This window comes from Nostoc sp., from assembly GCF_036917755.1.
Lineage (GTDB): Bacteria > Cyanobacteriota > Cyanobacteriia > Cyanobacteriales > Nostocaceae > Nostoc.
Genome location: NZ_JBALFC010000009.1, coordinates 132,647 through 154,116 on the forward strand (window position 1 = coordinate 132,647; position 21,470 = coordinate 154,116).

The 21,470-nt window shown below is 41.7% G+C and carries 15 protein-coding genes and 1 pseudogene; 9 read left to right on the forward strand and 7 right to left on the reverse strand.

Annotation, left to right across the window (positions count from 1 at the left end):
- Positions 1-70 precede the first annotated feature (70 nt).
- A complete protein-coding gene (folE, locus tag V7L05_RS02865; protein ID WP_335161622.1) occupies positions 71-778 on the forward strand; it encodes a GTP cyclohydrolase I FolE in 708 nt (235 codons plus the stop codon).
- Positions 779-849: 71 nt separating this feature from the next.
- Here the strand turns inward: folE and V7L05_RS02870 are convergent, their stop codons facing one another.
- Positions 850-1,506, reverse strand: coding sequence for a phosphoribosylanthranilate isomerase (locus V7L05_RS02870; RefSeq protein ID WP_335161623.1), 657 nt, complete (start codon positions 1,504-1,506; stop codon positions 850-852).
- Positions 1,507-1,628: 122 nt separating this feature from the next.
- Between V7L05_RS02870 and psaK the strand changes: the two genes are divergently transcribed.
- The 5 genes from psaK (at position 1,629) to V7L05_RS02895 (ending at position 7,490) form a co-directional block, all read left to right on the forward strand.
- Positions 1,629-1,883: a photosystem I reaction center subunit PsaK gene (gene psaK, locus V7L05_RS02875; RefSeq protein ID WP_335161625.1), complete on the forward strand. Its 255-nt coding sequence runs from the start codon at positions 1,629-1,631 to the stop codon at positions 1,881-1,883.
- 283 nt (positions 1,884-2,166) lie between these two features.
- Positions 2,167-3,363 carry a site-2 protease family protein gene (locus V7L05_RS02880; RefSeq protein WP_335161627.1) on the forward strand — a complete coding sequence of 399 codons (1,197 nt, stop codon included), beginning with the start codon at positions 2,167-2,169 and terminating at the stop codon, positions 3,361-3,363.
- Positions 3,364-3,639: 276 nt separating this feature from the next.
- Positions 3,640-4,464 carry a class I SAM-dependent methyltransferase gene (locus V7L05_RS02885; RefSeq protein ID WP_335161629.1) on the forward strand — a complete coding sequence of 275 codons (825 nt, stop codon included), beginning with the start codon at positions 3,640-3,642 and terminating at the stop codon, positions 4,462-4,464.
- 621 nt (positions 4,465-5,085) lie between these two features.
- Positions 5,086-6,456, forward strand: a complete 1,371-nt coding sequence (gene der / locus V7L05_RS02890; protein WP_335161631.1) for a ribosome biogenesis GTPase Der — start codon at positions 5,086-5,088, stop codon at positions 6,454-6,456.
- 113 nt (positions 6,457-6,569) lie between these two features.
- The gene (locus V7L05_RS02895) at positions 6,570-7,490 is read left to right on the forward strand and encodes an energy-coupling factor transporter transmembrane component T family protein (protein ID WP_335161633.1); all 921 of its coding nucleotides are present in this window, start codon (positions 6,570-6,572) and stop codon (positions 7,488-7,490) included.
- Positions 7,491-7,555: 65 nt separating this feature from the next.
- Here the strand turns inward: V7L05_RS02895 and V7L05_RS02900 are convergent.
- Positions 7,556-7,693, reverse strand: a pseudogene (locus V7L05_RS02900) (helix-turn-helix domain-containing protein); the annotation flags it as partial.
- Between V7L05_RS02900 and V7L05_RS02905 the strand changes: the two are divergent.
- Entirely contained in the window at positions 7,654-7,890 is a 237-nt protein-coding gene (locus V7L05_RS02905) for a hypothetical protein (protein ID WP_335161852.1), read from the forward strand. The pseudogene V7L05_RS02900 and the gene V7L05_RS02905 sit on opposite strands and share 40 nt — an antisense overlap.
- Positions 7,891-7,924: 34 nt before the next feature.
- On the opposite strand, the gene V7L05_RS02910 is transcribed toward V7L05_RS02905, so the two are convergent.
- Positions 7,925-8,677 (reverse strand): response regulator transcription factor, encoded by a 753-nt coding sequence (locus V7L05_RS02910; RefSeq protein ID WP_335161635.1) that lies wholly within the window; start codon positions 8,675-8,677, stop codon positions 7,925-7,927.
- Between the two features lie 641 nt (positions 8,678-9,318).
- On the opposite strand from V7L05_RS02910, the gene V7L05_RS02915 reads away from it, so the two are divergent.
- Both V7L05_RS02915 and V7L05_RS02920 read left to right on the forward strand, forming a co-directional pair.
- Positions 9,319-10,302: a hypothetical protein gene (locus tag V7L05_RS02915; RefSeq protein ID WP_335161637.1), complete on the forward strand. Its 984-nt coding sequence runs from the start codon at positions 9,319-9,321 to the stop codon at positions 10,300-10,302.
- Positions 10,303-10,355: 53 nt separating this feature from the next.
- The gene (locus V7L05_RS02920; protein ID WP_335161639.1) at positions 10,356-11,435 is read left to right on the forward strand and encodes a hypothetical protein; all 1,080 of its coding nucleotides are present in this window, start codon (positions 10,356-10,358) and stop codon (positions 11,433-11,435) included.
- A gap of 578 nt (positions 11,436-12,013) precedes the next feature.
- On the opposite strand, the gene V7L05_RS02925 is transcribed toward V7L05_RS02920, so the two are convergent.
- The 4 genes from V7L05_RS02925 to hisA form a co-directional block, all read right to left on the reverse strand.
- The gene (locus V7L05_RS02925; protein ID WP_335161641.1) at positions 12,014-17,428 is read right to left on the reverse strand and encodes a trifunctional serine/threonine-protein kinase/ATP-binding protein/sensor histidine kinase; all 5,415 of its coding nucleotides are present in this window, start codon (positions 17,426-17,428) and stop codon (positions 12,014-12,016) included.
- Between the two features lie 118 nt (positions 17,429-17,546).
- A complete protein-coding gene (locus V7L05_RS02930; RefSeq protein ID WP_335161643.1) occupies positions 17,547-18,686 on the reverse strand; it encodes an amidohydrolase family protein in 1,140 nt (379 codons plus the stop codon).
- A gap of 18 nt (positions 18,687-18,704) precedes the next feature.
- Complete coding sequence (locus tag V7L05_RS02935; RefSeq protein WP_335161645.1) at positions 18,705-20,054, reverse strand: glutamine synthetase family protein; 1,350 nt, start codon at positions 20,052-20,054, stop codon at positions 18,705-18,707.
- Positions 20,055-20,611: 557 nt separating this feature from the next.
- Positions 20,612-21,385, reverse strand: a complete 774-nt coding sequence (gene hisA, locus V7L05_RS02940; protein ID WP_335161647.1) for a 1-(5-phosphoribosyl)-5-[(5-phosphoribosylamino)methylideneamino]imidazole-4-carboxamide isomerase — start codon at positions 21,383-21,385, stop codon at positions 20,612-20,614.
- Between the last annotated feature and the right edge of the window lie 85 nt (positions 21,386-21,470).

A 21,470-nucleotide genomic window follows, 5' to 3' on the forward strand; every position in this document is an offset into this window, starting at 1 on the left:
TATGAGTTAGAATTTTTAACTCATAACTCATAACTCATAACTAAATTCAAACCATAACCAAGACTGAATCATGACTATCGCTAGTTCAAACGGTTCCAATTGCTCTCAATCGCCTCTGATTCCCGACTTGGCAGAAGCCATAACTCCTAGACCCGATCGCAATACTCATAACGGGCGACAAGTGGATGTGTTCCCGCCAACAGAGGAACAGATGGAGGAAATGAAGGATGCCGTGCGGACACTAATATTGGGAGTTGGCGAAGACCCCGAACGCGAAGGACTCCTCAAAACACCCAAGCGAGTGGCCGAGGCAATGCGGTTTCTTACCAGTGGCTACAACCAATCCCTTGAAGAACTCGTTAACGATGCCATCTTTGATGAAGGGCATAACGAGATGGTACTAGTTAGAGATATTAATTTCTTTAGTCTGTGCGAACACCATATGCTGCCATTTATGGGTAGAGCGCACGTTGCTTATATCCCCAACCAAAAAGTTGTGGGACTGAGTAAGTTAGCCCGCATTGTTGAGATGTATTCCCGTCGTTTGCAAGTGCAGGAGAGGTTAACCCGTCAAATTGCCGAAGCAATTCAGACCATTCTGGAACCTCAAGGTGTTGCAGTAGTGATGGAAGCTAGCCATATGTGCATGGTGATGCGAGGTGTGCAGAAACCAGGTTCTTGGACTGTCACTAGCGCAATGGTTGGTGTGTTCCAAGAGGATCATAAAACCCGCGAAGAATTTTTTAACTTGATTCGCCACCAACCAGCATTTTTTTAAGAAATGGGGGGATGGGGGGATGAGGGGGATGAGGGGGAATAATAATTAATTATTTGTTTGCTGTCCCTTCCTCATCTTCCCCTACTCCCCACTCCCCACTCCCTACTCCCCAATTTCTTAAACAACTTGGCTACTTTATCTAAATCCTTATCTCCAGGTGAATGTTCCACACCACTAGATAAATCAACGCCGCTAGGATTAACCTGACTTAAAGCTTCTAGAATATTATCTGCTGTTAATCCCCCAGCTAAAAACCAAGAGCAATTGGGGTTAAATTGCTCTAGCATTCTCCAATCTAAGGTTTTGCCTGTACCACCAAGTTGTTGGGGATGGTAGGCATCAAGTAGTAAAGTATCTATGTATTTAATATAATCGATCGCTGTGTCAAGATGCTCAAGACTACGAATTCTCAGTGCTTTAATAATTTCGACATTAGGTAAAACTTGACGTAACTGGTAGCAAAAATCTGGTGATTCTTCTCCGTGTAACTGGACGCCAGTCAATCCAGAATCAACAACTATCTGACTGATTTCGGGAATACTCGCGTTGGCAAAAACACCAATTGTGTCAATATTTGCCGGGAGTTCTGCCACTGCTGCCCGAATTTGGGATGTAGTTACGTAGCGAGGTGAGGTTGGCACACAAATAAATCCTAGTGCCGTTGCGCCCAGAGAGGCGATCGCTATAGACTGCTGTGGTTGAGTGATGCCGCAAATCTTAACGCGCATGAAAATCTCACAAATTTAAAATAATCATCACAAAAGTCTAAACTATCTAAAAAACTTTTGCGGCCTTGTAATTTTATAATTTTGTAGGTCTAGATTAACTTTTCCATTTAGGAGACAAAAGCTTGATTTCCTCTATTTTACTAGCAGCTGCTGCATCTGTTCCCGCAACACCTGCGTGGAATCCCACAGTGGCGATCATCATCAGCGTCAGCAGCTTAGTAGTGGTTTTGCTAAGTACTAAGATTGAAAAACCCCTAGTTGGCCCCAAGTTCCCGATTCTGCCGATTAGTATTCCAACATTCGTGGCTGCGATGGCTTTTGGTCATATTATTGGCATTGGCATCGTTTTAGGACTGACTAACATCGGTCGTCTGTAGTTTTGCGATGAGAGAGGCGTTGGTTGTAACGCCACGATCAAGACAAAACTCCTAAAAACGATTTTGGGCATTGGGAATAAATAACTTATGCCCAATGCCCAATGCCCAATGCCCAATGCCCCACTCCAGAGTTTTGCTTACAGGCATTAATTGTCTATCTTAGAAATAAGAGCATTTCCTAACTTGTCACTACCGAATTGATGCTCAGAAATATATGCTTAAGTATATACGCAATTATTCCAGTATAAAAACTACTGATGATATCTAGTTTTAGGACAATGCAATGCAAACAAATTGGAAAATTGGGTCTTTATTTGGAATTCCCCTGTTTTTAGACCCGTTGTGGTTTGTAATTTTAGGGTTGGCAACTCTCAACTTTGGGGTAGCTTATCAAGAATGGGGGACTGTTATAGCTTGGAGTGCTGGAATAGTTATGGCACTGCTGCTATTTGGTTCGGTATTGTTACATGAGTTGGGTCATAGCTTGGTAGCCCGATCGCAAGGCATTAAAGTTAATTCAATAACCCTATTTCTGTTTGGCGGGATTGCTGCTATTGAAGAAGAATCTAAAACTCCTTTCAAAGCCTTTCAAGTAGCGATCGCTGGGCCTTTGGTCAGTATCATACTATTTTTCCTGCTCCGGCTAGTAGCTATTGTGATACCTGAGACTAATCCTCTCAGTGTAATGGTTGGAGATTTGGCGAGAATTAACCTAGTTGTGGCTCTATTTAACCTGATTCCCGGCTTACCTCTAGATGGAGGTCAAGTGTTAAAAGCAGCACTATGGCAAATAACAGGTAATCGCTTTAAAGCTGTACACTGGGCTGCAAAGGCGGGACAAATTTTGGGTTATGGTGCGATCGCTTCAGGATTTGTTGTAGATTTCTTGACCAGAGAGTTAGTAGTTGGTTTGTGGATGGCGCTGTTAGGTTGGTTTGCTGTCCGCAACGCCAACAGCTATGACAGCATGACTACATTGCAAGAAAGTCTACTCAAGGTAACGGCGGCTGATGCAATGACGCGTGACTTTCGGGTAATTGATGCTGACCAGACATTACGCTCTTTTGCCGATTTATACCTGTTGGAAACCGCTCCCTCGCAGGTTTATTTTGCTGCTTCTGATGGACGTTATCGGGGTCTAGTTTCCATTGACGATTTTCGTTTAACCCAAAGGAATCAATGGGAAACCGAAACTTTACACAGCATTGTGCATCCCCTGACAGAAATACCTACCGTTGCGGAATCAACATTGATAGCTGAGGTAATTAACAAGCTAGAAAATGAGCAGTTACCTCGAATTACCGTACTTTCTCCGGCTGGCGCTGTAGCTGGTGTAATTGATCGGGGAGATATTGTGCGATCGCTAGCACAAAAGTTAAATTTGCGAATAACGGATGCCGAAATTAAGCGGATCAAAGAAGAAGGTAGCTATCCGCCTGGGTTGCAACTGGCAGGAATAGCGAAATCAATTACAAATTAAACTAGAATTCAGGAGTCAGGATTCAGAAGTCAGAATCAATGAGTGGGGGATTTAGACCCACACTTCGACTCAACTCTTAGAAACGCTGAGCGTAGCTTGCTTCCCCGTAGGGGTACGACAAGCTGAGGGCAGGTGTTGCGCCATTCGTGAGAAGTTAAGATAAAGTGCCTTTTGTCAATCAGCTAAAATACTCAAAATAACCTGAATAAAAATTTTGACAGATCCCTTGCTGGTTCTAAAATGAAATTGGACTCCATCGCTGACACGTCCTAGCTTATGCAAGACTTTAGACAAGAAATAAATGCCAGAGCTTCTATAGATTTGGAACAGCGAAAGACTTGGTATTCTCCCGTTGCTGATGTTTATTACAACGCAAGAGCGAACTATCCAAAGGAACTAATTGATCGGTCTGTCGCTTTAGCCCAACTTGACTCAGATGCATCGATTCTTGAAGTTGGTTGTGGTCCAGGAAATGCGACGGTGGCTTTTGCTCAATTTGGTTTTTCAATGACGTGTATTGAGCCAAACCAGGATTTTTGTCGTTTGGCACAACACAACTGCGATCGATATCCAAAAGTTACAATTTGCAATACTTCATTTGAGGAGTGGGAACTAGAAGCAAAACAGTTCAATGCCGTTCTATCTGCTAATGCCTTTCACTGGATACCGCCAGAGATTAGATATACCAAGGCAGCATCGGCAATGTGCGATAACGGTTTTCTTATCCTGCTATGGAATCTGACCCCAGAACCGAAATACGAAGTTTACCAAGTTCTAGAGGAAGTGTATCAAGCTTATGCGCCCTCCTTTGCCCGATATGACGGTGCGGAAGTTCAAGCGGAGATTTTGAGGGGTTTTGAACAAGAGATTTTAGACTCCAATTGTTTTAAAGAGTTGGTTGTTGAGCAAACTGCGTGCGAAGTCACCTATAGCATTGATAACTACCTCAAGCTTTTGAGTACCTTTCGGAGACTAGAGCCACCAGCGAAAGAGTTACTATTTGCAGGATTGCGCCAGAAGCTAGAAAAATTTGGAGATAGCGTACAACTTGAGTTTCTTTCTGCTGTTCATGTTGCCCGCAAAGCACCCGTGAGAGGTTAAGAGAATTGCACAAATGTCTGCGAGGGTGCGAACCACACCTGCTACGATTATCATTTTTATTTAAAAATTTTTGAGTATTTTAGTTGATTGACAAAATGTACTTTTTCTTAACCTCTCACAGATGATGTTCCCCTGAGCCTGCCGTACCCTTCGGGAAGCAAGCTACGCGTAGCGTCTCGTAGAGAAGGACAAGCTCTGTTACCACCACTCGATTGTTGCGCCACCAAATTTTGAATTTGGTGCTCTTGTCTTAAACCTGTTTATTCAGACGCTCACGGACAAGGCTGACTGCGCTATCCGCTTTTTCGGTCAGAATACCTTTCCTGTATTCTGAGGACTGACGCCTTTATTCTGTTTTCTTGAACGTCATACACTCGTCATAGTTTTGCAATAGACACGTCAAAAGCTTGTGCGATATTTAATTTGGTATTTGGTTACAAAATGCTTTTTTTGGGTAAAAGGTAGGAAATCCTACCTTTTTTATTTTTAAAAGTATAGCGATCGCCGAACAGACCTTGGTAGACATCGCCTCAGATGATTGGGAAAATATTAAAACTTCAAGTTTAAAGTGAGTAAAATGTAAGTACATGATATACTACGTCTCTCACTTACCCTGGTTTTATGGCACTGCCAATTGTTGCAATTATCGGACGCCCAAATGTGGGCAAATCCACCCTGGTTAATCGACTCGCCGGGGAACAAACGGCGATTGTCCATGATGAACCGGGAGTGACACGCGATCGCACTTATCTACCAGCTTTCTGGAATGGTCGTGAATTTTTAGTGGTAGACACTGGTGGTTTAGTCTTTAATGATGATACCGAATTTTTACCACTGATTCGCCAACAGGCAATGACAGCGCTTACAGAAGCATGTGCCGCTCTTTTTGTAGTCGATGGTCAAACAGGCCCCACATCGGCTGACCAAGAAATTGCCGAATGGTTGCGCCAACAACCCGTACCTGTGCTACTAACTGTAAATAAATGTGAATCCCCAGAACAAGGCTTAATGCAAGCTGCCGAATTTTGGGGATTGGGATTGGGTGAACCTTACGCCATCTCCGCGATTCATGGCAGTGGGACAGGAGAGTTACTCGACGAGTTAATTAATCACATCCCCAATGTTGAAGACATCCCAGAAACTAATGAAATCAAAGTAGCGATCGTGGGACGCCCAAATGTGGGCAAATCGAGCTTACTCAATTCTTTTGTCGGGGAAGAGAGGGCAATTGTCAGCCCAATTTCCGGCACAACCCGCGATGCTATTGATACCATCATTGAGCGAGACGGACAAACCTATCGCTTGATTGACACCGCCGGTATTCGCAAAAAGAAACACATAGAATACGGCACGGAATTCTTTAGTATTAACCGTGCTTTCAAAGCGATTCGCCGCGCTGATGTGGTTTTATTAGTAATAGATGCCGTAGATGGAGTCACTGAGCAAGACCAAAAATTAGCTGGGCGGATTATCGAAGAAGGTCGAGCTTGCATTATCGTCGTTAATAAGTGGGATGCCGTCGAAAAAGACTCTTATACAATCTACGACTACGAAAAAACTCTGCAATCACGGTTACATTTTACCGAATGGGCAGAAACAATTTTTGTGAGTGCCTTGTCAGGACAACGGGTAGAAAAAATTCTAGAATTGGTGAAAACGGCGGCTGAATCACACAAACGCCGTGTCAGCACATCAGTTATTAACGAAGTCTTAACAGATGCTGTGAGTTGGCATTCACCGCCAGCATCTCGTGGTGGGCGTCAGGGCAAGATTTATTATGGTACACAAGTAAGTAGCCAACCACCAACCATCGCCCTATTTGTGAATGATTCCAAACGCTTCAACGACAACTACCGCCGCTACATTGAACGGCAATTCCGGCAACAGCTAGGATTTAAAGGCACGCCGATTATTTTACTGTGGCGGAGTAAAAAAGTCCGTGATGCCGAAAGTGGTAATGTTAATAGAGCAACTCGCGTCAAATTAAGTTAGGAGACGCGATGAATCGCGTCTGTACAAGAGAGATGCGATTAATTGCGTCTGTACAAGAGTTATGAGTTAAAGTCAAAACTCCTAACTCCTCATTACTCACTCCTAACTCTAAAATGGATTTATTGCGATCGCTGCCACTTGGTCTTTATTTAGAACAACCCCAAACTTGGCTACATAAAATCGATCCGCGAGTCAAGTTCGCTTGGTTGATGAGCTTTTTAACAAGCTATATTTTAGCTAACAACTTTTGGCGGGTGCTGCTGGTGGTATTGTTGATTATTGCCACCTTGATTGCGAGAATTCCCCGACGAGTATGGCGGCAGCAAATGGGTTGGCTATTAATGCTATCATTTTTTGTCTTAGCGATCGCAGCCATTAGTCCTGATGGAATGGGTATAGATTATCAGTCACGCCTGCCAACTAATGAACAAATATTAACCCAGCCATCAAACTCCAATAATCTTGTTCAAGAGCAAGTAGTTGAGAAAAAAAAATACAGCTACGTGTTATTTCACAAAGGGCCAGTCAAAGTGACTCGCTACTCCTTGAGTTTAGCAGTACGCTTGAGTACACTTATATTTACCGTGATTTACAGTACCAACCTGTATCTGCTGACAACCGCACCAGAAGAAATTACATCTGGCATAGAAAGCTTAATGCAACCCCTGCGACGCTTCAAGTTGCCTGTCACAGAAATTAGTTTAACTTTAACCTTGTCCTTGCGCTTTATTCCCCTGGTTTTAGAAGAAGTGCAAAATTTATTTCGTTCCGTGATGACAAGGGCAATTAATTGGAAAAAGCTGGGATTAAAAGGAGGATTCAAAGTTTGGATGACAGTTGCAGAGAGACTGTTAGAAAATCTGCTCTTACGAGCTGATCAAATGGCGAATGCAATGATGGTGCGGGGTTTTACGAGTCCCAATGAGCATCGAGTGCAATGGCATGACTTACGATTAAAAGGGCGTGACTGGCTTGCGATCGCAACTTTAATCTTATTCTGGGGAATACGGCTAGCTATAGGAACTCAGGTCTAATTTTGCACCAATCAAAGTAATACCATTTCTTTGTGAGGCTACGCCAAACCCTTTTAACTTCTTTAGCCTGTTTCCTTATAAGTCCCAATAGATTTATTCAGAGCATAATTCCACCACCATCTAGCACACCCAAAAGTTTAAGCTAATTGAATTTGCTGCTCAAGTGACGGATATAAACGGACTTGTACAACTTTGTGTAACACTCAACTCTACCTACGCAGTGTTTCTTTATCTGATCACAAACATATATTCTGATAAAACAAATAAAGAAAATGATTGGGGACTCGTCATGCATCCAGAATTTGTTTTTACTTATGTTTTAAATCAATTCCAGATGCAATCCTCATCCCCCGCTATTCATGCCCAAGAGTATGAGTACATTGAGGGTGGGGATGAATAGCGTACCGTTAAAAACTAACAACTATCTAAACTAATTATCCAAACCTATAGCCAAAACCTCGTACAGTCACAATATATTCGGGATGACTAGGGTCTTGCTCTAATTTTTCGCGCAACCACCGAATGTGAACATCCACAGTTTTACTATCGCCGACGAAATCTGGACCCCAAACCTGATCGAGCAATTGTTCCCGTGACCATACCCTACGAGGGTAACTCATAAACAGTTCCAGCAAGCGAAACTCTTTAGGGGAAAGACTCACCTCTTGACCACGAACCAGCACCCGACATTCTTGGGGATTCAAGGTGACATCCTTGAATTTTAATACTGGTACTTGTGGTAAATTACTTAGGCGTTGGCGGCGGAGTAAAGCGCGACAACGAGCCACTAATTCGCGCATACTAAAGGGTTTAGTTAGGTAGTCATCTGCTCCCACCTCTAACCCCAGAACGCGGTCAGTTTCACTACCCTTAGCACTGAGCATTAAAATAGGTACTGGGTTTCCTTGATGACGCAACAAACGGCAAATATCTAGCCCATTGATTTGAGGCAGCATCAAATCAAGAATGACCAGATCAAAAGGAAGTTCCCCTGAATTGGTTTCAAAACTTTTGAGATACTCTAGAGCAGACCGCCCATCGGGTGCAGTTATCACCCCATAACCTTCTTCTTCCAAAGCTACAGCTAGCATTTCCTGGATTAATTCTTCATCTTCTACTACTAGAATACGGCTGGTTTGTCCAATGTCCGTTCTGGCAGAATATTTCGTCGATTCACTGGTATACATTGATATCACAAAAGTCGGTGACTGTTCTTGTATCAATTAGGATGATTGAGTCTATTATCTAGCCTTACTGCAACCGCGCTTCTACAAGGGTTAATTCTTTGAGATTTTCTTTACAAAAAGTAATATATGCCACAGCACCCGCCTAAATCATAAATCACTATGGCTGTAATGGCACGCTTGTAAAGCCCAAAGGCTTGTGTAGCCTCGTTCCCAGCCTCCCGGCTGGGAATGTATTCAAAAGAGGCTCTTAACCAGTCAGGGCAGTGGCTATATCTTTTCTTAGTGCCATTCCACTGTGGCTGCAAGGTTTTAACAATAAAGAGCAGGTGATAGGTGATAGGGAAAGATATTTTCATGTGACGCAATTACATCAACGATTGTCTTGACAAGAGCAGATAAAGTTGGGTATATTTACTCTAGTACAAAAATACTAAAATATCTCAAAGGGTAAACTATAACTGAAAAACAGAAAGACACTTGTGTGGAAAAATCCTACCCCAACTAAGTGTCAGACTGGAATATTTCGGTATTTCCACTGAGCTAAAAATGTTGATTTCAAGGCTACCCTGATGTCTGCATAGGGTAGTCCTTGGTATGGCTTGCTACCCAATAAATCATTGCCTATTGAAGGGGGTTGGAAGATGAGTATAGTTGGAGTCAAGGACAGCAAACAACAACTAATGCAAGCATTTCAACAAATTATTATCCAAAGAAAAAAGCTGGAATCTAAAATAGCAACCAAACAAGAGGAAGCAGAAAAGGCAAAAAGTCAAGAAATTCTGCAAGCAGCTTCTGCATATACAGTTGATAGTATTGTCAAAGGTTTAGCTGATTTACAATTGGAGTTTGGCAGTATTCTCAACGCATTATCTGAAAAACTAGCTGAGGAAAATTGCAAGTTAGATGAATTGAACCGAGCTATAGAAATTGAAACTCAACGCCTAGAAGAGTTTCAACAAATCAGAGTTGTAGCGGATACTCTAGACATTTTAAGTCAAGAACACCAAGAAAAATTAAAAACCCTAGAACAAGATACTATCAGCAAAAGGGAAGCACTAGAGAAAGAAATTACAATCAGGCGGAAAGAATGGCAAAAAGAGCAAGCAGAGTATGAGGAAGAACTCCAAGCATATAACAATTTATTAGCCAAAGATCGCCAACAAGAACAAGAAGAATCTCAGTATAAGTTAGAAACTACTCGTAAACTCAATACAGACAGCTACGAAGCGATAAAACGCCAACAACAAAGGGAGATACAAGAAAATTCTCAAAATAAAGAGAAAGATTGGACAGAACGAGAAAAGATATTCACTGAACGTCAACCACTCTTTGCGGACTATCAACAAAAAGTAGCTACATTTCCTAACGAACTGGAAGAAGCCGTTAAGAAAGCTAGGGAAGAGGCAATTAAAGAAACAAGCCAAAAAGCTAAAATTGAGGCTGATTTATTTGATAAGGAGTGGGAAGCTAATAAACAGAGTTATGAACTAAAAATTCAATCTCTGGAAGAAACAATTAAGAAACAATCTGAGCAAATAGAAGGTATTTCTGCTCAATTGCAAACTGCATTAAAACAATCACAAGACTTAGCGATGAGAGCTTTTGGTAGTTCTAATCCTAAATAGTTATGAGTTTGTAGCATCTTAATCATTTTTAATTCCTGAAGAGGAGGTTTGTTGTGGTGGTAAAAAAACCGACTGATAAGAATACTAAAGTAGAAATTCTTCAGGCGTATGAGGAGTTAGCTAAAGAAAAAGCAACGCTGAAATTGCAACTCGATGAAGTTGGCAAAGAAAACCAGTCTGGAACTAAAGAACAGCCTAAATTAGAACAAAAAACAGTTATGAATCAGCTTTCTAGTGTCCAAGAAAAGATGAACAATACAATTGAAAGCTTGGCGAAGATTCAATTAGGTTTTGGTAGTTCTGCTAATGAATTATCGGAACAGCTAACCACAAAAGCTTCTAAATTAGAAGGAATTAGGCGAACTTTAGAAGAAGAAATCCAACAATTGACACAGTTGCACAATTTGGAAATTTCTGATAATGTCCTGGATACTCTTATCCAAGTTTATGAAGATAATACCAAAGCTTATCAGGAAGAATATAGCCAGCGTTCTGAAGTGTTATTCCAAGAAATATTAGAGCAAAGGAATACTTGGGGAAAAGAACAGGAGGAACAGCAACAGGCGATAAAAGAACGGAATGAAAACTTGAATAAAACTCGGCAACGGGATGCTTCAGAGTATAAGTATAATTTAGAACTCCAGCGACAACTGGCAAGTGGCGAATACGAACAAGAGCAGAAAGCACTATATAAGCAACTAGAAGAATTACTACAAGAAACAGAAAAACAGTGGGCTGAACGAGAGAAAGCAATTTCTGAGAGAGAGAAACAATTTGAAGAATTAAAAGCCAAGGTAGAGGCTTTTCCGAAAGACAAGGAAGCAGCGATAAAGAAAGCTACAGAAGAAGGCAAAGGCATCGCCCACTACCAAGCTAAAGTCAAATCAGATTTATATTCTAAGGAAGTGGAAGGGCAAAAGCGTTTCTATGAACAAAGACTGCAATCTCTAGAACAAACTATTACTAATCAAGAGACGCGGATTCAAAATCTTTCTAAACAACTTGAATCTGCTCTCAAACAAGTTCAGGATTTAGCAGTTAAAGCTATTGAAGGTAATTCAAATGTTAATTCGTATCAAGCAATCAAAGAAATAGCTTTAGAACAGGCAAAGACTCAAGTGAAAAATAAATAAGCTGATTTTGGAAGAATTCAGGAGTCAGAATAGTTCAAAGAATCAGGAGAACATTTGATGAATCAATATACCAATTCTACTGGATTCCTTCTAAATTCTGACTTTTGATTCCTGGGTGCTGAATTATTAGCTGATTTCTTTTTGATCAGAATTATAGAGACTTAATTTAATTGAAGTCTCTACAATGAACTATAAAGCTTTTTATTCAGTTTTGTTTGGTTTTCTGATGTCTGTAGGAGGTTGTAGCTTCTTCTTCTTTGTTCCGCTAGCCTGTGTTTGCTTCAATGCTTTGTTGGAATTTTCTTCTTGACTGGACATAATACTAAATTTTAAAGTCTAATACAATTTAATCTACATTACGGGTATTGTCGATTACTGAAATATCTCAGAGAAAATTTAAGTAAATAGACCAGGCTGTAGGGGCACAGCATTGCTGTGTCCCTACGAAAGATGTGGTTCAAATACATGGAAACTGCTGTAATTGCATGGAATACAGACCTAACAAGAACAGCCCCTTAAGAGCTAGCGTTGGGGAGTAAGTCTCAAATCCGTACTTCTTGAAATCGGAGTATTAGCCATTAAGATACTGGAATCTCAATGACAAATTCTGTTCCTTCACCAAGCACAGAATTACAACTCAACCGCCCATCGTGGGTTTCCTCGACAATTTGACGAGCGATCGCTAATCCTAATCCCGTTCCTTTCCCCACCTCTTTAGTTGTAAACAGGTGGTTAAAGATCCGCGATCTAATCTCCTCTGGCATTCCCTGACCGTTATCTCTGATGCGAATTGCTACCGTGTTTTGGTCACTGGATACTTCGGTGTGAATCAGTATTTGTTGATGATCGGCTTGCACTTTGGCAAAAGAACGCTCCTGAGTGGATGTATCCAAGGCATCAATTGCATTAGCGAGGATGTTCATAAATACTTGATTTAGCTGTCCCAAAAAGCACTTGACAGGTGGTAAATTTCCATATTTGGTAATCACTTCGATCGCTGGACGTCTTTCGTTAGCTTTGAGGCGATACTTCAAAATCAACAGGGTACTCTCAATCCCTTCATGGAGATTACAAGCAACTTTTTCGGCTGTATCGGCTCTGGAGAAGGTGCGGAGGCTGGTACTAATGTCTTCAATCCGATTGCTTGCCATCTTCATCGAACTTAATAGCTTTGGTAAGTCGTCAGTTAAGAATTCTAGATCAATTTTTTCGCCATGCTCGATGACTGCGATCGCAGGAGTGGGATAATGTTGTTGGTAGCATTGGATATGGGCGAGTAAGTCTTGAGTATACTCTTCGGCATTGTTGATGCTGCCTTTCAAAAATCCGATGGGATTATTAATTTCATGTGCCACACCTGCAACCAAACTGCCCAAGGTTGCCATTTTTTCATTTTGCACCATTTGTAGTTGGGTGTCCTCAAGTTCTTGCAGCGATCCCTCTAACTGTTGCCCATAATTTTGAGATTCTTGATAAAGACGAGCATTTTCTAGAGAGATGGCGGCTTGGGTGCATAGCAGTTGGATAACTTCAATGCGATCGCGAGTAAATGCACCAATTGTTAGTGGATTTTCTAGATATAACAGCCCGATGAGTTTACCCTGATTTAACATCGGCATACACAACACACTCTTAGGTTCTTGCTGCATGAAATATGGGTCGGCGATAAAATCAGTTTGTACTCTTGCATCATCCAGCACAACAGTTTTTAAGCTGCGTTTGACAGAGTTTACTAGTGTAATCGGAATGCCTTCGCTGGTTGACAATGGTACAGATACCAGAGTGACTCCTTCATTAATAGTAGCTACAGCTTTAACCACTAAGTTGTCCTGTTGGAGTACAAGCAGCGCAGCTTTTTGTGCGCCAGCATTTTCCATCACCACTTGCAAAAGAATAGTGAGTAATTGCTCTAATTGAATCTCACTGGAGAGAGCTTGTGAGGCTTTAAAGATCGTGGCCAAATCAAGAGCTTCATAAATATTGGTGCTAGAAAGGTTTGTGTGGATGGTTTGATTTGGTAATGATAATGTATCGACGGTTGAACTCAGTTGAAAGCGATTAATTTGCCCTTCTAAGATGGGAGCTAGGAGTTGAGGATAGCGTTTTTCTAAGTCCTCGGTTTTGGCTTTAGCGCCCCAACGGGCATAGCAATAATAAGCTTCTTGCATGTAAGCTTGAGCAATTTTTTCTTTGCCCCACTCAAGGTAGAACTTGGCAGCTAGTTCATTGCTCAAGGCTTCTTCTTGGATATATTTGTTTTCTTTAGCAAGGGAAATGGCGCGATCGTAGAATTCCATTGCTTTGTTTTTTTGTAGCAAAATCCGATGACGTTCTGCTTCGACTAAGTAAAATTTGTGTTGATGATTCGTTGGGGCATGATGCGCCCATTTTTTCAGCCTTTTCTGATGAGACGTTACTTTTTTAAGAATCTGTTTTTGCTCCGTAGCCGTTGCTGTTGGATAGAGAATCAGTTGAGTTAGCGCCTCATAAAAATAAACTATTGGTACAACTGCCGCCGATGTTACGCCATCTAAATAGGTTATTGCATTAATTGCTGCTTCAGATGCTGCGGTATAATTTTCAAACAGGTAGCAAAGTATCAGTTCATTGGCATAGCTAAAGCTCAATCCAGTGCGATCGCCTGCTTGCTTTTGTAATGGGCGAATAGTTTGGGCATCATAAACAGCACCTGATAAGTAACTGGGATTAGTAGACGGTTCCAACAAATTCAAGACGGCTTGACGAAATGAATTAGTATACGTCAGAGGTTTTTCTTGTCTAAAATGGCTGTAGACTTCAGCATAGTCACCCATCTGTTTTTCTAACTCCACCAATTCCTGCCCGATAAAGTATCCATGAAAACTAAGGACATAGCTAGCCCAAGCAGCATATTCAATATCTCCTGTTTCTAACCCTACTTGATAGGCTTCGATTAAGGGTGCAATTGTGTCTTGAAGGGGTTCATGCCAGTGATTAATAAATGTTTGAACAATGAAGAAGGTTCTAGCTTTGAATTCTTTGCTATTGAATTTTTCCAGAACTTGTAATGCTAATTGACCAAATTCATAACCTGTCTGAATATTTCCCAGCATCCCACACTCAATCAATCCATACCAGGCATAGCCAAATGCAGATGCTGCCGCATTCCCGTAATGCATGGATAAATTGACTTCGCTCAAGATTATTTGTGGCAGTAAATCTGGACGACCAATATAAGCCGTTGAATTCGTACTAGCTAGAATTCGGATTGCTGCCAGTTGTTTGTTCCCCGTCATGTCAGGTAAATCAATCAAATTTAAAGGAGATTTACCTAAAAGTCGTAATTTTGTTTTGGCTAAAGTAAGAAATGTTTGGGTTTTATTTTCTTGATGAGATAGTTTGATACCTAAGAGATTTAGCAGTGCGATCGCAGTTTGAATCGAATCATCAAAACGACTCTGAGCTAAATAAGATTGAATTTGGATCTCAATCGATTTCACCCGATCTAGTAAGAGGTTAGCATGGTCTTGCACTTGCTTAACAAACTCTTCTACCTGGTCAAATTGACCCATGAGATAGGCTGCCGAAGCAGCTTCTTCATACAGGGCTAATGTGAGTGAATATTGTTGTTGCCAGCTATCTATTCTCAATAGCTGAATCCCGCAACTGATATATTCTATTGTATTAGCATAAGCAGTAGATAGTTTGGCTTTTTGCCCAGCCAGCAAATTTAATTGTGCTAATTGATCTCGGTCAGACTGTTGAGTGATGAGCTTTACACCAATATTCAACTGATTAACAATCTCAAAAATTCTCTCTTCCTGCTTTTTAATTGGTATTTTGCTTAATAATAGTTGTCCAATTTGCAGATGGATGGATTGCTTTTTGGACTCTGGGATTAACGCATAAGCCGCTTGTTGAACACGATCGTGTAAAAATTTATAGTTTACAGTTAGCGAACTTTCTACTAAATCCTGTGTTTCCCGCCCGACATAGAATTTGTAAACTTCATTTTGCGGTATGATTAATCCCTCTTGTAATACTTTCCAGAGGTATGTTGCTGTTTCGGTTTCGGAATTTTCCGAAACAATTGCCAATGTTGCCAAATCAAATTGATTACCAATACAAGCCGCTAATTTCAAAACATTCTGCGTTGATTCTGGCAATTTTTGCAACTGTAACACCATAAAATCAACCACATCATCTGTCAGGGCTAACGCCTTCAAATCGGCAATATTACACTGCCAGCTTCCGCTATCTAAATCAAATTTAATTAGCTGCTCTTGATGCAGTGCTTTGAAAAATTGCGTACTAAAAAATGGATTACCCTTGGTTTTCTGATAAACCAATTGCGTGAGTATTTCTGTAGTTTCTAGTGAACAATTTAGGGTATCAGCAACCAGTTGATTTAAACTTGCTTCACTCAGCGGAGATAATGTAATTCTGTTAATGCTAGAATTGGCTTTGGCAATTTCATCTAATGTCAACATCAATGGATGAGCAGCAGAAACTTCATTATCTCGATAGGCTCCAATTAAAAGTAAGGCTCCACTTCCAGACTCACTCATCAGCAACTGCATCAATTTGAGTGATGTAGAATCAGCCCACTGCAAATCATCGAGGAAAATTACTAATGGATGTTCTTTTGTGGTGAATACCTGAATGAACTTTTGGAAGAGTAAATTAAAGCGATTCTGTGCTGCATTGGGTGAAAGTTCCGTTGCAGGTGGTTGTTGACCAATAATTTGTTCTAGTTCGGGAATTACCTCAAGAATGACTTGCCCCTGATCGCCCAGCACTTGTAAAATTTTATTTTTCCAAGTTGACAATTGCTCATCTGATTCACTCAGTAATTGCCCCATTAAGTCCCGAAATGCTTGCACAAAAGCAAAGAAGGGAATATTACGATTAAATTGGTCAAATTTGCCTTTGATGAAGTAGCCCCTCTGTCGGACAATGGGTTTGTGAACCTCGTTGACCAAAGCAGTTTTACCAATACCAGAAAAACCAGCCACCAGCATTAGTTCCGTCTGATTGTTAGCAACGCGGTCAAAGGCTTTGAGCAGAGTTTCAACTTCATGCTCACGACCATAGAGTTTTTCTGGGATAATAAAGCGATCGCACACATCCCGTTGGGCAATTGAGAAACTCTCAATTTTCCCCACTTCTTTTAGCTGATGTAAACAATTTTCTAAATCATATTTCAGCCCGAATGCACTCTGATAGCGGTCTTCGGCATTTTTCGCCATCAATTTACTGACAAGAGATGAGAGTACAGGCGCAATTTGCGGATTAATCTCATCTACTAAAGGCGGGAGTTTGGCAATATGACAATGTACCAATTCCATCGGATCGTGCGATTGAAATGGTAATTCCCCTGTTAGTAACTCGTAAAAAGTTACACCCAGAGAATAAAAATCAGTCCGGTAATCAATTCCCCGATTCATGCGTCCAGTTTGCTCTGGAGACAAATAGGCGAGTGTCCCTTCTAGGACATTAGGACTCATCAAGATTTGAGTTTCCCGTGGCAGCAGAGATGCAATACTAAAGTCAATTAACTTAACTTCTTTAGTTTCTGGATTAATTAAAATATTGGCGGGTTTAATATCTTTGTGAATGATCCGATTACGAATTAGAATATCTAAGGCATTACACAGAGCGATCGCAATTCGTAAAAACTCAATCAGAGCTTGTGGTGTTCCCCCCATCCCCCCATTCTCTCCTCTCCCTTCCCACTGGTTGAGGGAAATTCCCCCAAAGTCTTCCATCACTAACGCATAGCCATTCTGATAGGGTTCCAGGCTGTAGGTTTGGATGATTCCAGGTAGATTTAGATTTTTGGCGATCGTGAACTGGTTGCGAAACTGTACTAATTCGCTGAAACTGGGATAAGCAGTTTTCATCAGCTTAATCACCACAGATTTTTGGTCAGTCTCTCGATTAGCGCGATAAACTAAAGTTCGAGAACCGTTGTATAGTTCTTCGCTAACGTGATATCCGGGAATGCTGACCATAGGGCTTAATTTTTGATACCTTATTATCTAGGGTTCCCAAAAACAGGGCAATATTTACAGCGAAGCTGGGGGCAATACGGTTCGGTTAAGCGGAAAACCAGGTAAGAAATACTAGATGCTAGTGCTTACTATCTATTCCTGGCGCTGATTGGTAGAGAACTAAGGCATTTTCACGTAAAATTGCGACAGCGATCGCCTCTGCTTCAGTCACAGTAATGTCAGAATCTGCAATTGCTTGCTCTAGCACTTCCCCTAAAAGCTGGCGACCCCATTTTGCACCCAAATAGTACAATTCTGGAATTGAGTGTGCATCAGAAGAATACATTAATTTAGTAGTGGGAGTTAATTCTAACAGCTGCCTAATTACTTCCCGCATCCCAGACACGCTTAAAAAAGGTATTGCCAAACCGAAATCTAAATAAACTTGGGGATATACAGAAGCCAAATAACCAGCCTGCTGCATATAAGGATAGGAAGCGTGTAGTAATACTAATGGTACATGGCGATACTGGGGTAACTCTAGTAAATATCGCAGATTTAGGGGATTAGCCAATCGTAAATCCAAGTCTGGATCACCATAGCCAGTATGGAATTGCACTGGTAGGCAATATTTAGCTGCTACTAATAACGCCTGCTGTAACAGAAAATCAATCAGGGATTTATCAGTCAGTCGCAGAGGTTGATTTTGCAGTTGTTGTTTGAGTAGGTCAAAGTGAGCCGCCGCCACCTCGTTGGCTACAGGTTGAATATCCAAGCCACTCCGGTAACAGGCAATACTTTTAAAAGCCACCACTCCAAACGGTGGTGGATCAAGTTCGCTGATGAATCTTGTTAGAAAAGTTGCAAAATCTTCTGATTGCGGAATTAGCTGTTCTGCTAATATTTCTAACCTCAGAATTCGTCGCACAGGAATAAACCTTTCATGCCACGATATCGGTAGAATAGTTTCTGGCTGCAAACCATCATCTAAGTAAATCGCCTCCAGGTTAGCGGCCCGAAAATAAATCTGCGTCAGTTCTTCTAACCCTAGACTTTCCCGCCGTGCCAAAATTGCGGCTTCTTCAGCTTCGCAGTTTAATAAAGCTGCAATCTCGCGCAAGCTACGCCGATAAAAGAACGTATGAAGGGCATGGTAGTTGATGATTTCTGGATCGTAGCTCTCAGTGAAGGCACTCGCGTAAGGATATTGGGCAAAAACTTCTGGTCTTAAGATGTTGTGGGCGTGTTGGTCAATTAAAGGAATGTCAGCTAGATTCATTGGTAGGTAATCAAATCGCTAGTATTTCTCTAATAAAGTTTTCACTTCTGCCGTTAATTCCCAATCTTTCATCGCTTGCCACTCCGCTTGACGCACTGCTAAGAAAGCTTTCGCTAACTGGGGATTTAAAGCTGTTAATAGGATATCGTCTTGCTGAAGGTGAGCGATCGCTTGCCCCAGATTATCTGGTAATCGGTCTATTTGATTAGCATTGCGTTCTGCAATTGATAAATATCCAGGGTCTTGATTCACCGGGTTTCCAGGTGTTAAACCACGCTGCACACCATCAAGTCCGGCGGCAATCACTGCACCTAAACCTAAGTAAGGATTAGCTGAGGCATCCACAGTTTTCAATTCCAAGTTGCTTGGACAGCCCAAACCAGGGTGACTGGGGACTCTCACGGCTGCCTCTCGATTATCTAATCCCCAACAGCGAAAAGCACCACTCCAACTATGAGGAAGAAGGCGGCGGTAAGAATTAGTACTTGGGGTAGTTAGTGCCATCAGTGCCGGAAGATGGTGTAAAATGCCAGCAATAAATTGTAATGCTACCTCAGAAAGACCACAGATTCCTTGTGGGTCAGGTAACAGGTTTTTCTCGCCATGCCAAAGGCTGAGATGGATATGACAACCACTACCAGCCGCATCCGGGAAGATTTTGGGTAAGAAGGAAGCGATCAGGTTGTGCTTGTAGGCGATCGCTCTGACGGTTTCTCGAAAAGCAATTTGCCAATCAGCTGCTTGCAAAGCATCGGTATAGCGTATGGAAATTTCCTGCTGACCTGGGCCAGCTTCAGGATAATACTGTTCTACAGGTATGTCTTGAGCGATCAGTGCATCAGCGATCGCATCAATTACTTCTCGGTTAATATCCATTGCCTGAGTTGAGGCAAAAACTGTGGAGTCGGCAGGAATGATTCCTTCAGGTGTTTGCCGAAGTAAGTAAAACTCATTTTCAAATGCTGCCCGCACTTGGCAGCCATTAGATTCGGCTGCCGCAATCATCCGCTTCAAGAAATTTCGCGGGCATAATGGCCAAGCAGAACCATCTAATACCATATTGCCCATAACACGAGCATGACCAGGAGCATAAGGTAAAGGCTTGAGGCTAGACCAATCTGGTACTAAGCGAATTTCACCTACTGGCCCTAAACCAGTTTCTGGCACAACTGCATCATACATCACAGGAATTCCCTGCTGCCCTACAGAAATACCCACCCCATGCTCAAAGTAGTGATCTAGCATCCCCAGATGTACGGCTTTGCCACGGATAATGTTGGCATTATCGCACCAAAGAACTCGCACAAATTTGACACCAGTTTCTTCAAAAGATTTACGTGTTTTTTCCGAGTTATTTTTTTCAACCATTGCTAGTTATTTTCTCAGCATTTAGGTCTAAAGTTGAGGTATCAGGGACCAATACGGTTTAGTTAAGGCTTAACTCTTTGTCAAAGTAAATTTTTTTAACGAACCGCGTTCGCGTTAGCGTCTCCCCTTGGGAGAAGGACGCGTTCGCGTAGCGTCTCGTAGAGAAGGACGCAAAGGAAGAGAAGAAAGAGAAGGAAGAAATGCTTAACTGAACTGTATTGTATTAGGGACTTCCAAATAAAAAATATCCCAAAATTGACGCAAAAATCCTCTCTATTTCTCTTGTCTCTGTGTTCTCTGTGTCTCTGTGGTTCGTTTCTTTGGATTTATTTCTTGGAAGTCCCTTAAAATAATTCGTAATTCGTAATTCGTAATTAAGTTTTGTGACGGGGATTTTAAATTAGGCATCAAAACTTGCTGCCATTCTTAGGCAGGGGAATTACAGCTATTTTCAGGTAAATACACCACGCGGTAAGGGCACAGCACTGCTGTGCCCCTACGACAGATGTGGTACAAATACATGAAAACTGCTGTAAACTGAACATACTTTGTTAATCTCAAGCAAAAGTAGAAAAACCTAGATTTGGTGGAATATCCTGAATCCGCCCAGGCCCGATCGCTCGTAATGCTTCTTTGAGTAAAATATCCCCAGTATACAAAGCACGTCCGACAATCACACCAGTCACGCCTTGAGGTTCTAACGCCAACAAACTTAACAAATCGGTAACAGAACTCACCCCACCGGAAGCAATTATCGGGATGGAAATTGCCGCCGCAAGTTCTCGCAAAGCTTCCAAATTGGGGCCTGTAAGTGTCCCATCACGGTGGATATCGGTGTAAATTATCGCGGCTGCACCCAATTCTTGCATTTGTACAGCCAATTGAGTTGCTAAAACTTCCGAGGTTTCTAACCAACCGCGAGTTGCTACGAGTCCATCACGGGCATCAATACCGATAATAATCTGTTCGGGAAATTCTGCACACAATTCTTGCACTAGCTGGGGTTGTTCTACGGCGATGGTGCCGAGAATTGCCCACTGTACGCCTAAATTAAATACTTGTTGTACGCTGGTGCGATCGCGCAATCCTCCACCAATTTCAATCGGCACTGACACTGCATGAGCGATCGCTTCAATTGCCCCCAGATTTACTACATTACCTGCTTTAGCACCATCTAAATCAACTATATGCAATCTCGTAGCACCTTGATCTACCCACTGTTTGGCAACATCAGCCGGATTTTCGCTAAAAACTTGTGAGCGATCGTAGTCTCCTTGATACAGTCGTACACAGTGACCTTCTAGTAAATCAATCGCTGGAATTACATCCATTTACCTTTTCCTCATAACTCAATGCAATCAAACGCTAGCTATAGCAGAATTTACCAAAATAGAATTCAGGCGCCAGTCGTCAGAA

Coding starts and splice junctions, on each gene's coding strand:
- folE (WP_335161622.1), top strand. CDS start 71: ATGACTATCGCTAGTTCAAACGGTTCCAATTGCTCTCAATCGCCTCTG.
- V7L05_RS02870 (WP_335161623.1), bottom strand. CDS start 1,506: ATGCGCGTTAAGATTTGCGGCATCACTCAACCACAGCAGTCTATAGCG.
- V7L05_RS02880 (WP_335161627.1), top strand. CDS start 2,167: ATGCAAACAAATTGGAAAATTGGGTCTTTATTTGGAATTCCCCTGTTT.
- V7L05_RS02885 (WP_335161629.1), top strand. CDS start 3,640: ATGCAAGACTTTAGACAAGAAATAAATGCCAGAGCTTCTATAGATTTG.
- der (WP_335161631.1), top strand. CDS start 5,086: ATGGCACTGCCAATTGTTGCAATTATCGGACGCCCAAATGTGGGCAAA.
- V7L05_RS02895 (WP_335161633.1), top strand. CDS start 6,570: ATGGATTTATTGCGATCGCTGCCACTTGGTCTTTATTTAGAACAACCC.
- V7L05_RS02910 (WP_335161635.1), bottom strand. CDS start 8,677: ATGTATACCAGTGAATCGACGAAATATTCTGCCAGAACGGACATTGGA.
- V7L05_RS02915 (WP_335161637.1), top strand. CDS start 9,319: ATGAGTATAGTTGGAGTCAAGGACAGCAAACAACAACTAATGCAAGCA.
- V7L05_RS02925 (WP_335161641.1), bottom strand. CDS start 17,428: ATGGTCAGCATTCCCGGATATCACGTTAGCGAAGAACTATACAACGGT.
- V7L05_RS02930 (WP_335161643.1), bottom strand. CDS start 18,686: ATGAATCTAGCTGACATTCCTTTAATTGACCAACACGCCCACAACATC.
- V7L05_RS02935 (WP_335161645.1), bottom strand. CDS start 20,054: ATGGTTGAAAAAAATAACTCGGAAAAAACACGTAAATCTTTTGAAGAA.
- hisA (WP_335161647.1), bottom strand. CDS start 21,385: ATGGATGTAATTCCAGCGATTGATTTACTAGAAGGTCACTGTGTACGA.